The organism is Lactobacillus sp. UMNPBX16 (genome assembly GCF_002553775.1).
Taxonomy (GTDB): domain Bacteria; phylum Bacillota; class Bacilli; order Lactobacillales; family Lactobacillaceae; genus Lactobacillus; species Lactobacillus crispatus.
Genome location: NZ_PCYU01000038.1, coordinates 52,171 through 65,085, shown reverse-complemented (window position 1 = coordinate 65,085; position 12,915 = coordinate 52,171). Strand labels below are relative to the sequence as shown.

Genomic DNA, 12,915 nt, shown 5'->3' with positions numbered 1-12,915 from the left:
CTTCATGATTTCACCTCCTCATAGATTAGATATTTATATTTTACAGGATAAGCGAACATATGTCTCTATTTTTTTAATAAAAAAGCTGACTGCTAGGTCAGCTTGGCCCTATCCATCCCCGCATTAAAATACGGGGATTTTCGGGCGCTTTTCGTTAAAAGTGCTGATATCGTGTGCTGTCATGTCGGCAGCAGTTGCGGCACCTGTCATACCAGCTGCAATAGCTACATATCCAACCAAAGCATTAGAAACAGCACCAGTGAATTTATCGATCATTGGACGAACTGCCAAAACGACGGCCTCGTTTCTTTGACCACTCTTAAGCTGACCATATTCAATCGCATCAGTTAAGGTCAAAACAGTTACTAATTGAGCAAAGTTGATGTTGAATAAAACCAACCCTAAGTCCATTAACACAACATTATCACGGCAGAAAATGAATAAAAGATAAGCACAGATCATGCAAGTTTGACCTGCAACAAACAACCATTTTCTTGGAATGTACTTATTTAAAACTGGGAATAATGGACTGACACAGAACCCTACAATCGTTGCAGCAAGCCCTACAACCCAGAATTCGCCTGGTTTACCAATGACAAACTTGTACAGGTAGAACAAAACCCCGTTAGTAATAGTGTTAGCAAGTGAAAAGACTAAGTAGGCTAAACTCGGCCAAAGAATTTGATCGTTATGGAAAATAGCACTGAAGACTTGAGGCAAAGTAGTTTTCTGCTTGGCTGAATTTCTAATTAAATTGTGCTTTTCTTTAGTACCTAAGCAAACAATAATGGCACAAACAATTGCTAAAGCTGAAATTACGGCCGCAAAGGCAAGCCAACCTGGTGCGCCTTCTTCATGTTTACCAGTAACTGCATAAGTTACCCCAGTTACTAATGGAACAACGATAATTGCTAAACCGTTCCAACCAATAGCACCTGAAAAGGCACCCAATGAAGTATAAATACCACGCTCATGTGAATCTTCACTTAAAGCCGGAACCATACCCCAATATGAAACATCGGATAATGAATAGAAGATATCAAAACCGATGTAGATAATTACGAATAAGATAGCGAAAAGAATCCAATTGCTTTGCGCTAAGCCAAAGATTCCAGTAAATAAAATTAATAATAATACTGCACTAACTACAGTACCCAAGAAAATCCATGGCTTAAACTTCCCCCATCTTGTTTTGGTATTATCAACTATGTTGCCCAAGATTGGGTCAATAACCAACTCGACAATTCTAATCACTACCATTAAGCCAGTGATTAAACCAATCAATTTATCAGCTACTGATTGCTCTAGCCCACTGAACATTCCGCTAGTAATAAAAATAATAAAGTATGTACTCATTACACCATAAAAAGCTGCGTGTCCTAAGTTACCCAGACAGAATGATGCATAGGAAATTATTTGTTTCCCTGAATTTTTATGACTGTTTGTCATAATGCTTCCTCCTAAATTGTTATCATCTGTAATCGTTTACATATCTGAGTATACGCTTAGTATCAGTTTTGGTAAATTATTTATTTAATATAACTAAACTATTTACTTAGAGTAAAAATAAAAGAGAATGCTATGCTTCAGCATTCTCTTTTCAAAATATTCAAAATGAAAAATTTTTATTTACTAAAAAATTTACTCACCTTTAGGAATAAAGCTTTTACGTACCACCAAGTTAGTGTTCATATTCACATCAATATGCGCACGATCAGGTTGAATAATTAAATTGGTCAGCATAGTTAAAGCTAAATCAATCATTTCCTGCTGGTTGATGTTGTAAGAAGAAAGTGGTGGTGATACGTACTTCACTACATTACTGTTATTGATACTCAAGATTGCGGTATCTTTTGGTACGTTAATATTTTCTTCGTTAAGGGCCTGTAAAACACCGACTGCTAATGTATCAGAAGCAATTAAAAATGCATCTGGTAAATTGTTCTTGTACTTCTTTATTACTTCTTTGCCAAGCTTATAACCATTTTCAACGCTGAATGGTCCTGAAACGAACACGTTGCTGTCATCTTTTCCGCGAACCTTCATATATTCCGCAAAGGCAACGGAACGTGGATCATTTTCTTGAATATGATCATGCTTAGGGCCAACACCACCAATAAAACCAATCGATTCATAGCCGTTTTTAATAAACAAATCAATAGCATTCTTAACTGTTAAAGTTAAGTTAGGTCTAATTGAATCGAACAATTCGGGAGCTGGATTAGTATCAACAAACACCCCATTTGGTAAAACTCCGTGCAATTTTACCAACTCAGCATTTTCGATTGGCGCTGCTCCAACTCCAATAAAACCTTGGAACAATGAGGCATTTTCAATTAAGTCAGCCGCATTATAAAAGGTCTTCATCTTCATTGATTCTTGCTTAACGGTTTCTACCAAGGCTTGCTTTAAAGAAGTAAAATACTCATCTTGCAACTGTTCTTTATGGTTAGTGCGGTAAAGAAGCGCAATTGTAGGCTTAATTTCCTTTTCTTGGTGGTCTTTCCAATAACCAAGCTTATTAGCAATTTCTAAAATTTTATTTTTGGTATCTGCAGTAATCGATAAGTTAGGATCATTATTGAGCAACCGCGAAACAGTCGCAGAAGAATACCCCGACTTTTGTGCAATTTCTTTAATAGTTGTCATAATTATTTCTTTCCCATTTACTAATATTCCTGTCTTTATTATACAAAATATTTACTTAATTCCAATAAAGATCAATTTTATTCAAAAATATTTTTCTCGAGATTTGACAATTAATTTATTTACTTTTAATTACTAAATTATTTATTTATTTGATAAATTATTTAATTTTGTGTTATAATAAAACCGTTTTCAAAATATATTTTTTATAGAAACTAGGTCTTATCATGAAAGCAAATATCAAATGGCTTGATGATCCTGAAGTCTTCAGGATTAATCAACTGCCAGCTCACAGTGATCATCCTTTTTACAAAGATTACCGTGAATGGCAAAACCACAGCAGCAGTTTTAAACAAAGCCTCAACGGTGCCTGGCAGTTTCATTTTTCAAAAGATCCTCAAAGCCGGCCCATTGATTTTTACAAACTCAGCTTTGACTCATCTTCCTTTGACACCATCCCCGTTCCTAGTGAAATTGAATTAAACGGCTACGCCCAAAATCAATACACTAACATTCTGTATCCCTGGGAAAGCAAAATCTATCGTAAACCTGCCTACACCCTGGGGCGCGGCATCAAGGATGGCGATTTTAGTCAAGGAAAAGACAACACAGTCGGTTCATATCTTAAACACTTTGACTTAAATCCTGCTTTAGCCGGCCATGACATCCATATTCAATTCGAAGGCGTTGAACGGGCCATGTATGTCTATCTCAACGGTCACTTCATCGGTTACGCCGAAGATAGTTTCACACCTTCCGAATTCGATCTTACACCTTACATTCAAGCAAAAGACAACATCTTAGCTGTCGAAGTCTTCAAACACAGCACTGCTTCCTGGCTAGAAGATCAAGATATGTTTAGATTCTCCGGTATTTTTCGTTCAGTTGAACTCTTAGCCTTACCTCGGACTCATCTAATGGATCTAGATATCAAACCAACTGTTGTTAATGATTACCATGACGGTGTCTTCAACGCTAAATTGCACTTTATGGGTAAAACCAGTGGCAATGTCCACGTCTTAATTGAAGATATCGATGGCAAAACTTTGCTTAATAAAAAGTTGCCACTTAAATCAACCGTTGAAATTGAAAACGAAACTTTTGCCAATGTTCACCTATGGGACAACCATGATCCATACCTTTATCAATTAATCATTAAAGTTCATGACCAAGATGGCAAATTAGTTGAACTTATTCCTTACCAATTTGGTTTTAGAAAAATTGAAATTACCAAGGATCATGTGGTTTTGCTTAACGGCAAAAGATTAATCATCAACGGCGTTAATCGTCACGAATGGGATGCTAAGCGTGGCCGCAGTATTACCCTAGCCGACATGAAGCAAGACATTGCTACCTTTAAACACAACAACATCAATGCCGTTAGGACCTGCCACTATCCAAATCAAATTCCTTGGTACTATCTCTGCGATCAAAACGGAATTTACATGATGGCGGAAAACAATTTGGAGTCCCACGGCACCTGGCAAAAGTTAGGCCAAGTTGAAGCTACTTCCAATGTACCCGGCAGCATCCCCGAATGGCGTGAAGTCGTCGTCGACCGTGCCCGCAGCAATTATGAAACCTTCAAGAATCACACTGCAATCTTATTCTGGTCACTTGGCAACGAATCATATGCCGGCAGCAACATCGCCGCTATGAACAAACTCTACAAAGATCACGATTCTTCTCGCCTCACCCACTACGAAGGCGTCTTCCATGCACCAGAATTTAAGAAAGAAATCTCAGACCTTGAAAGCTGTATGTATTTGCCACCTAAAGAGGCAGAAGAATATCTCCAAAATCCTAAAAAGCCACTTGTCGAATGTGAATACATGCACGACATGGGCAACTCCGACGGTGGCATAGGCTCTTACATCAAGCTAATTGATAAATACCCTCAGTACATGGGCGGCTTTATCTGGGACTTCATCGATCAGGCTCTGCTTGTGCATGATCCAGTCAGCGGACAGGACGTATTGCGTTACGGTGGCGACTTTGATGATCGTCACTCCGATTATGAATTCTCTGGCGACGGTTTAATGTTCGCAGACCGCACACCCAAACCAGCAATGCAGGAGGTTAGATACTACTATGGCTTACACAAATAATTTACACGTCGTTTATGGCGAAGCTAGTTTAGGAGTCAATGGTCAAGATTTCGCCTATTTATTCAGCTACGAGCGTGGTGGCCTTGAATCTTTGAAAATCAAGGACAAAGAATGGCTTTACCGCACGCCTACACCAACTTTTTGGCGGGCGACCACCGATAACGATCGCGGTAGCGGCTTTAATCAAAAAGCAGCCCAATGGCTAGGAGCTGACATGTTCACTAAATGTGTGGGTATTCACGTTCAAGTTGACGATCACCAATTCGACGAATTGCCTATCGCTCCAATCAATAATCAATTTAGCAATCAGGAATTTGCCCATGAAGTAAAAGTGGCTTTTGACTACGAAACTTTAACTACTCCTGCAACCAAAGTCAAAATCATTTACAATATTAATGATGCTGGTCACATGACGATTACCATGCATTATTTTGGTAAAAAAGGCTTGCCGCCTTTGCCTGTTATCGGCATGAGATTCATTATGCCAACCAAGGCTAAAAGTTTTGACTATACTGGCTTGTCTGGTGAAACCTACCCTGACAGAATGGCTGGAGCAGAACGCGGAACTTTCCACATTGACGGCTTGCCAGTTACTAAGTATCTTGTACCACAGGAAAACGGGATGCACATGCAGACTAATGAATTAGTCATCACCCGTAATTCTACGCAAAACAATGCGGACAAAGATGGCGACTTTAGTTTAAAGATTACGCAAACTAAGCAGCCATTCAACTTCAGTTGCCTTCCCTACACAGCAGAAGAACTAGAAAATGCAACTCATATTGAAGAACTGCCATTAGCCCGCAGAACTGTTTTGGTAATTGCTGGTGCTGTCCGCGGTGTTGGCGGCATTGACAGCTGGGGTGCAGATGTTGAAGATCAGTATCAAATCGACCCAAGTCAAGATCATGAATTTTCATTTAGACTAAATTAGTGTTTTTAAATAATTTATCTAAAATAAGTAAATTATTTACTAAAATATGTGTTATAATGTAATCGATTTCAATAAAAGATAATAACTAAAATAAAGGAGCGCAAAACATGAAAGTTTTAGTTGTCGGTGGTGCGGGTTATATCGGCTCACACGCTGTACGCGAATTAGTTAAAGAAGGCAATGATGTTGTTGTCTTAGATGCTTTATATACTGGTCACAGAAAGGCTGTAGATCCTAAGGCTAAGTTTTACCAAGGCGATATTGAAGATACTTTTTTGGTAAGCAAAATTTTACGTGATGAAAAGATTGATGCTGTAATGCACTTTGCAGCATATTCATTAGTTCCAGAGTCAGTTAAAAAGCCACTTAAGTACTATGACAATAACGTTACTGGCATGATTTCATTATTACAAGCTATGAATGACGCTGGTGTTAAATACTTAGTCTTCTCTTCAAGTGCTGCAACTTATGGTATTCCTAAGAAGTTGCCAATCACTGAAGACACCCCACTTAACCCAATCAACCCATACGGTGAAACCAAGATGATGATGGAAAAGATCATGGCTTGGGCTGACAAAGCTGATGGCATCAAGTACACTGCCTTACGTTACTTCAACGTAGCCGGTGCTTCAAGCGATGGTACCATTGGTGAAGACCATGCACCAGAAACTCACCTTATTCCAAATATCTTAAAGAGTGCCATTGCCGGTGACGGCAAGTTCACTATCTTCGGTGATGACTACGACACTAAGGACGGTACTAACGTACGTGACTACGTTCAAGTTGAAGACTTAATCGATGCTCACATTTTAGCATTGAAGCATATGATGAAGACTAATAAGTCAGATGTCTTCAACTTAGGTACTGCACATGGCTACTCCAACTTGGAAATCTTGGAAAGTGCTAAGAAAGTTACCGGCATTGACATCCCTTACACAATGGGGCCACGCCGTGGCGGCGATCCTGACTCGCTTGTTGCCGACTCAACTAAGGCTCGTACAGTTCTTGGTTGGAAGCCAAAGCATGAAAATGTCGATGACGTGATCGCCACTGCTTGGAACTGGCACAAGAGTCACCCAAAGGGCTACGAAGACAAGTAAAGTATAATAAAGATTTCTATAAAAACTAATCGTTTTTCAAACTATTTTCTACATCTATTATCTAAAAAAATGACGCTGGTTCGATCAACTAGCGTCATTTTTAATTGAAATTATTTTTCAAACTCTAATTTAGTTAGCCAAGTTTGAACTGCCTGAATAACTTGAGTAAAAGTGATTCCCTTAGCAAAAGGATGTTTTCTCACGTATCTATTCCAAAGATTCTGCATATTACTATTTTCAGCAATAATATCTACTTATCTTAGACAATACTTATAACCTATATCTTGTCCTGTCCAAAAGATTGATTCACGGTAATTCGTAGTATTAGCAAAAGCTGACTTTAAAGTAGCTAAATTGATTCGTTCTCTCTGCAGTATGAATAAATCATAGAGATCTTTCATACGTGTATTAGCTATTCCTCTCGTAATTACCGTTTCTAATTTTTCCGCTACTATAGTTTCCATAGTATATGCCCAAATATTAATATGTCGATCTTCTATATGTAATTTATAGCTATATTCAATCTCCCTAGGTGTAATAACATCCCCTGTTGAAACATCTACTTTTAATGGATATCTTATCTTCCGAAAAGAAGCATTAAAATGTAATCGATAGCCCTTGTACTCTTCATGCTCATGAATCTATTCAATTTCTGACAACGAAATGCTTAATAGATCCCCCGCTAATTTTATTTGACAGATTTCTTCAAATACTTTAGCTATTTGTTTTTCGGTCAAATCTAATCCTTTTATCTCAGCATCAATGTCTTCCGTGGATCTTTTATCGATACCAACAATAGCCGACAACCAAAAACCACCTTTTAAAATGAAATTATCTCGATATTTTGATACTGAAATTCTTTCTAGCAAATCATCTAACATAATTTCTTGCCATAATCGACCAATCTCATTTCCTTTTATATTATGCTCTCTAGCATACCTTCTTACATCTGCTTTGAACTGCTTCTCATCAACATAATTTTTCACAACAACACCTCTAAGTAGCTATTTACCTTTCTAGTTACCCTAAACTTTTCTGCAAAAGACATTAATGTATTTATGTCTTTTTTCTTTTCCTTATTCCACATCTTGAAGGCATTGGTAATTATTTCGATATCTACAGCATTAATCGGTCGCAATATTTCAGCTAGAGTTCTTTCAGGAGTATAGAGATTAATCACATTTCCATTGAATGATTCAGTTTGAGTTATTCCCTGAGTAGCCAAACTTTTAGTTTGAATATGTGGATTTATTTCAATATCCAAAGTTGGATTATTGTAGCCCCTAGGAAAAGTCATATCTAAGCTAAAAGGATATTGATCACTTAACCCCCATAAATATAATGCTGTTTCTAAAGAATAGATTCCTTTTTTATATTTTTGTTGCAAACTATAAAATATATCCTCGGTATCATCACCAAATAAATAAATTCCCGGACGTATTTTTTCTAACGTACCATCCTGAACAGCTTTCGAAATACTATAACTTGATACTCCATTTAATGCTAATTCACGATGAGTAATTGTACCGTTATGTATTTTTGCTAGTTGACTAATCAATGATTTTTGTTTCATAAGTACTGTCAATATACGAATATGGAATTATATTACCTACAATTGAAAAATATATTTCTTCTTTCATTATTTCGAACACAAGTTTAATGAATTACAAATATAAAAACAAGCGAACAAATTATTAAGATTTTATTATTTCCATATTCTTCTTTTTCAATTGCTTTTTTACTTATTTTACTACACTTTACTATGTAGTGTAGTAAAATAAGTAAATTTAGCATCTTTATGGCAAGTATTAGAGACATTGCACGTATTGCTGGGGTATCGCCAGCTAGCGTATCACGAATTTTAAACAATGATCCAACTTTTAGAATCAATGAGGCTAGTCGTGCCCGCGTTATCGAAACCGCCAAAAGCCTGCATTATTCGAAATCTCAAAAACATCCTGGTCCCAAACAAACTGATAACCAGCTCTCGATTGCACTAATCATGCGCTATAACAAATCTCGTGAGATCACCGATCCCTATTTTCTCAATCTGCATAAAGGCATTAATGAAGAAGCCAAGAAATGGCATTTACGTATTGAGCAACCTTTTAGAATAGAAGATGATGATAAAAATTGGGCTGACTTAGCTAAATTTGGCGCAGTGCTAATCGAGGGTGAAATGACACCTGTAGCAATTAAGCAGATTCAAAGCATTAATCCCCATATAATTTTTATCGACGTCAACACCAATATTCATAATTGTAATATCGTTCGTAATGACTTCGTGGAAGAAACTTCTCATATTCTTGATACCCTCTATAATCTGGGACACAAGAACATTGTTTATATCGGTGGAAAATCATTGGTTCTTGATCTTGACGGTAAGATTGCTTGTGAAAAAAATGATCTACGTGAACTCACTTACTTGTCCTGGATGAAGCTACATAATCTTGATCAGTACTGTCACTCTTTTATTACTGATTGGTCAACAGATTCAGCATTTGACGCAGGAAAAGAAATTTTAAAATTAAAAGATCGGCCTACTGCTGTAATTGTAGGTAGTGATCCTATGGCACTAGGTGTATACAAAGCTTTCAATGATGCTAGTGTTAATATTCCAAATAATATCTCTGTTGTTAGTTTTGATGATGTAGATATCAATCGCTTCTTAACTCCTACCCTATCCAGTGTCTATATGAATACTGAAGAAATGGGCAAGACTGCCGTTCGTTTGGCTAAAGATCTAATTACGGAAGATATTCAAATTCCACTTACGATCACTTGCCATAGTCAATTAAATATCCGTGACTCCATTTCCAAAAGAAAATAATAAAAAAGAAAAGCCTCGAAAGCACACAACTTTCGGGGCTTATTATTTTAACCAAAAAAGAGTACTTATGTACTCCTTTCTGTTACAACAGTCTTTAGTAAAAGACTGAAGCGGCATCTGCCATAGTTTCTATATTCATCATAGCGAATTTATGCATAATAATCAACAACTTTAATCCATAGCATATTGCTATTTCTGAAATCTGTTAGATTGGCATTGTCTTGAATTAATTCTTAAACAATTCAATAACCATCTTCATCTATCTCATTCGTGATAATCCTTAAAAAATGGTTTTATCCCAGTGTTCAATATCAAGATAAGTATGCAATAAAATATATCTTAATTCCATGCCAACAAGAGCCATATCTATCAATTAAAAGAGACTTCAAGATTTTGAGTTTGATCAAATCTTATCAACTTGTAAAAAGTATGTTCTTTGCTTTAAATATTCCTCACTTATATTTTTATTAGTGACTTATACACCATAATTTTTAACTCATTTACTTTATTCTCCAAAAGACAATTTTTTATCTATTATACTTGTAAACTTCCTAAAAATTCGGTTCTTAATTGTATTATATGTAACCTCAAGAAAGATTCAAAATCAATAAGAAAAGCCTCTATAATCTTTCTAAAACTATCCTCTAGTAGTAAACAAATCCATGGTGTACTTGAAGCGTTGCGGATCTTCATCTGAGCCATCGCATTCAACAACTAAGAAGTAATTTTTGTTAATATCGTATTGCGCGTCTTGAATTGTGATCGTGACGGCGATTGTGCGATCGGCAGCAGAGCCCTTGCGATCGGCTTCTATCGTTACGCTGTTAGAGATCAACTTGCCATCCTCATCAGTGAAGTAAACATGGTATTGCGTTGGTAAAACTACATCGCTGACTGGTGCGGTTTGATTGAACAATAGATTCATCTTCAAGTTATTAATTTTGAAGGTCGTTGCAGCAAGTTTAATTTCTGCTGGCTTAGCGGCGGATCTTCTTGAAGTTGCCTTAATATCAAGTACAGGAATCAGCATTTCTTGAATGGATGAACCACCATGAACGTAATTTTTACTACCACTTTTGGCAATGAATTCGTTAGGACTTGTCGGGTAATAAACATTAGTCTGATCGTTATTGCCCAGACCAACGCCCATTGTGGTGCCTTTCACGCCCTTAACGCTAATCTTGTCTGGCGTAATCAAGTATCGTAAGTGAGCATTGCCCTCATAACTTTGATCACTCAAGTCAATCTTATCCGTATCTTGAATTGGTCGCTCTTGATAGATAAAACCGTGATCGGCAGTGACAATAATATGGGCTACACCGTTAGTTCTCAATGATTGTATTGCAGCTTTGATTTCTGCAATCGCCTTTTCAGTGGCATCAACCAACTCTTTGGTTGTCTTTAATTCATGACCTTTTGCGTCAATTTGATTGTGATAAAGATAAATTACATTTTTTCCAGTGATAAACTGCTTGATCTCCTTGGAGGTCATTTCCAAAATATCTTTTAATTGAGCAGCCGAATTACTGTCATCAACGGCCTTCAGAATCTTATCACGGTTAGGCGTTGTTTCCGCATTCTTGCCGTTTACTCTAACCTTGCCAGCTTTGACATCCCAAGTTAAAGCATCATGCGGCAACATCACATTCATTCCCGTGTAAGTGACTGATGGCAGTCCCGTCAAGGCATACTGCATCTTCATCGTTAAACGGTCGTTGCTGTTGAGTTCTTCTTCAAGTTCCTTAGCCACTTCAAAACGTAGCGCATCAGAGAAGATAACAACCACACGCTCACGAACATGTTTGACATAATTATGGTAAAAACGCTCTTGTCTTAATTCAACAGGCACTTGCGCCAGATCGAAGGTTTCATTCCATTGCTTAACTGAACTGTTAAGCAAACCGTTGCCGTAGTAAAGATCAACCGTCTTCTTAATTTCAGCATATTCATCAGTGTCCGCAATTCTGGTATAAGCTAGCAAGCATTTACGATAAATCGTGTCAATCTGGTACTCATTATCAAGATATTCGCTCAATTCTTTCTGCCAGTTTTCTACCAATGGCACACGCAAATTCAACAATTCAGCTGCATAACGCAAAAACTTATACTCATTCTCAGTACGGTTAGCGAAGTTATTGCGCGTCCGCTTCAGCATCTGATCAATGATCTCCAAAACTTGCTCATAGTCGGTAACTTGATTGCCAACGAATTTACTGCGAATTTTAGCTAAAATCAGATCATTAACTTCATCAAAAATTGTCACTTGCGTTAAATCGCTCAATGTCTCTTGCACTAGAAGATCATGTAACTCAAGATCAACCCAAACCCGTGTTGACTCATTATCATAATATTCTTGATACTTGTTAGAATCGGCGAAGCGATCAATGAAGATTTGAACGTTGTCTTTATTTTTAAGAACCAATTCTTGCAGCTTGTGTGGCAACTTGCTGCTTAATTCGTTAGCCAAATAAGTTACAAAAAGTCGGTTGAACAGGTCAAGAAGGCTAACATTCTCTTCTGTATCATAGCCAAAGTAGCTACCGACCATTTTCCAAAACGGATCCAAAACATTGTATTTAGCAAACGAGAACAAATAGCGATTATTGGAACTGCCAGCAGCGATGATTTTCATGAGCAGTTCGTTCATGTCTAGCTTTTCAGTCTTCGTAATTGCCGCAATAATGCCCCTTTCTGGATTAGATTCAAAGTCTTCTGACCAATATTTAACAAAATCACTACGTCTAGTCTTAGCACCAAAGTATGTGTGATATCGTTTTACGAAAGACAATTTATTCTCAGGCAGATTCAATTCTTCCAGAATAATTTGTGTTGCATCCGCGGTGAAGAGCTTGGAATAATGTTCCATATCAGTTAAGTAATTTTCTTGGATCTTTGGGCGCTCATATGGAGCATAAATCAAGTATTTATGTTGTGGATCATCTAAAAGATCGATCTTGGTCTTAAATTGTTGATCCGCTTGTGCCTTGTAGAGCTTAGCTTCAGTTAATTTGCTAGCGATCTGGTCAATGATGTCTTGGAATTGTTGCTTATTGTCATACCAAAAAACGTATTCATAGTCATCAGCGAAATAGTTATTAAGTTCTGAAATAATTTTATCGGTGGTTAATGTGGTCATGCATGTTCACTCCTACTATTGTTAAATAAATTATATCAGTAGGCGGGGATGCAAAAAAGGCAGATTTATCGCATACTAATTGACATTTCTGCCTATTAAGTACTATATGTAGCAGTTAAGTTTGCCGCTTAGTATACATGTTGTGTTTTTACTTGACATAA

General features: G+C 37.1%; 7 protein-coding genes and 2 pseudogenes. 4 read left to right on the top strand and 5 right to left on the bottom strand.

The genetic code is table 11. The features are described from left to right. Positions 1-129 precede the first annotated feature (129 nt). A pseudogene (locus CP367_RS08785) lies at positions 130-1,449 on the bottom strand (glycoside-pentoside-hexuronide (GPH):cation symporter); the annotation flags it as partial. A gap of 192 nt (positions 1,450-1,641) precedes the next feature. Further along, positions 1,642-2,649, bottom strand: a complete 1,008-nt coding sequence (locus tag CP367_RS08780; RefSeq protein WP_089146230.1) for a LacI family DNA-binding transcriptional regulator — start codon at positions 2,647-2,649, stop codon at positions 1,642-1,644. A 224-nt stretch (positions 2,650-2,873) separates the two neighbouring features. Between CP367_RS08780 and CP367_RS08775 the strand changes: the two genes are divergently transcribed. The 3 genes from CP367_RS08775 to galE all read left to right on the top strand — a co-directional run bounded on the left by CP367_RS08775 (position 2,874) and on the right by galE (position 6,788). Beyond that, positions 2,874-4,754, top strand: a complete 1,881-nt coding sequence (locus CP367_RS08775) for a glycoside hydrolase family 2 TIM barrel-domain containing protein (protein WP_089143493.1) — start codon at positions 2,874-2,876, stop codon at positions 4,752-4,754. Continuing rightward, positions 4,738-5,688, top strand: coding sequence for a beta-galactosidase small subunit (locus CP367_RS08770; protein ID WP_089146229.1), 951 nt, complete (start codon positions 4,738-4,740; stop codon positions 5,686-5,688). Before CP367_RS08775 ends, CP367_RS08770 begins: the two co-directional genes overlap by 17 nt. 107 nt (positions 5,689-5,795) lie before the next feature. Next, positions 5,796-6,788: a UDP-glucose 4-epimerase GalE gene (gene galE / locus CP367_RS08765; protein WP_089146228.1), complete on the top strand. Its 993-nt coding sequence runs from the start codon at positions 5,796-5,798 to the stop codon at positions 6,786-6,788. A gap of 110 nt (positions 6,789-6,898) precedes the next feature. On the opposite strand, the pseudogene CP367_RS08760 reads toward galE, so the two are convergent. Then, positions 6,899-7,774 (bottom strand): annotated as a pseudogene (locus CP367_RS08760) (nucleotidyl transferase AbiEii/AbiGii toxin family protein). Next, the gene (locus tag CP367_RS08755) at positions 7,771-8,361 is read right to left on the bottom strand and encodes a type IV toxin-antitoxin system AbiEi family antitoxin domain-containing protein (RefSeq protein ID WP_005719553.1); all 591 of its coding nucleotides are present in this window, start codon (positions 8,359-8,361) and stop codon (positions 7,771-7,773) included. The pseudogene CP367_RS08760 and the gene CP367_RS08755 overlap by 4 nt, the downstream one beginning before the upstream one ends. A 225-nt stretch (positions 8,362-8,586) precedes the next feature. Here CP367_RS08755 and CP367_RS08750 point away from each other — a divergent pair, with 225 nt between their 5' ends. Beyond that, positions 8,587-9,618, top strand: coding sequence for a LacI family DNA-binding transcriptional regulator (locus tag CP367_RS08750; RefSeq protein WP_089146196.1), 1,032 nt, complete (start codon positions 8,587-8,589; stop codon positions 9,616-9,618). Between the two features lie 637 nt (positions 9,619-10,255). On the opposite strand, the gene pglZ is transcribed toward CP367_RS08750, so the two are convergent. After that, positions 10,256-12,754, bottom strand: coding sequence for a BREX-1 system phosphatase PglZ type A (gene pglZ / locus CP367_RS08745; RefSeq protein WP_089146195.1), 2,499 nt, complete (start codon positions 12,752-12,754; stop codon positions 10,256-10,258). Positions 12,755-12,915: the final 161 nt, after the last annotated feature.

Excerpts from the sequence above, each read along its gene's own strand:
- CP367_RS08770 (WP_089146229.1), top strand. The coding sequence starts at position 4,738 with ATGGCTTACACAAATAATTTACACGTCGTTTATGGCGAAGCTAGTTTA.
- CP367_RS08755 (WP_005719553.1), bottom strand. The coding sequence starts at position 8,361 with ATGAAACAAAAATCATTGATTAGTCAACTAGCAAAAATACATAACGGT.
- CP367_RS08750 (WP_089146196.1), top strand. The coding sequence starts at position 8,587 with ATGGCAAGTATTAGAGACATTGCACGTATTGCTGGGGTATCGCCAGCT.
- pglZ (WP_089146195.1), bottom strand. The coding sequence starts at position 12,754 with ATGACCACATTAACCACCGATAAAATTATTTCAGAACTTAATAACTAT.
- CP367_RS08775 (WP_089143493.1), top strand. The coding sequence starts at position 2,874 with ATGAAAGCAAATATCAAATGGCTTGATGATCCTGAAGTCTTCAGGATT.
- galE (WP_089146228.1), top strand. The coding sequence starts at position 5,796 with ATGAAAGTTTTAGTTGTCGGTGGTGCGGGTTATATCGGCTCACACGCT.
- CP367_RS08780 (WP_089146230.1), bottom strand. The coding sequence starts at position 2,649 with ATGACAACTATTAAAGAAATTGCACAAAAGTCGGGGTATTCTTCTGCG.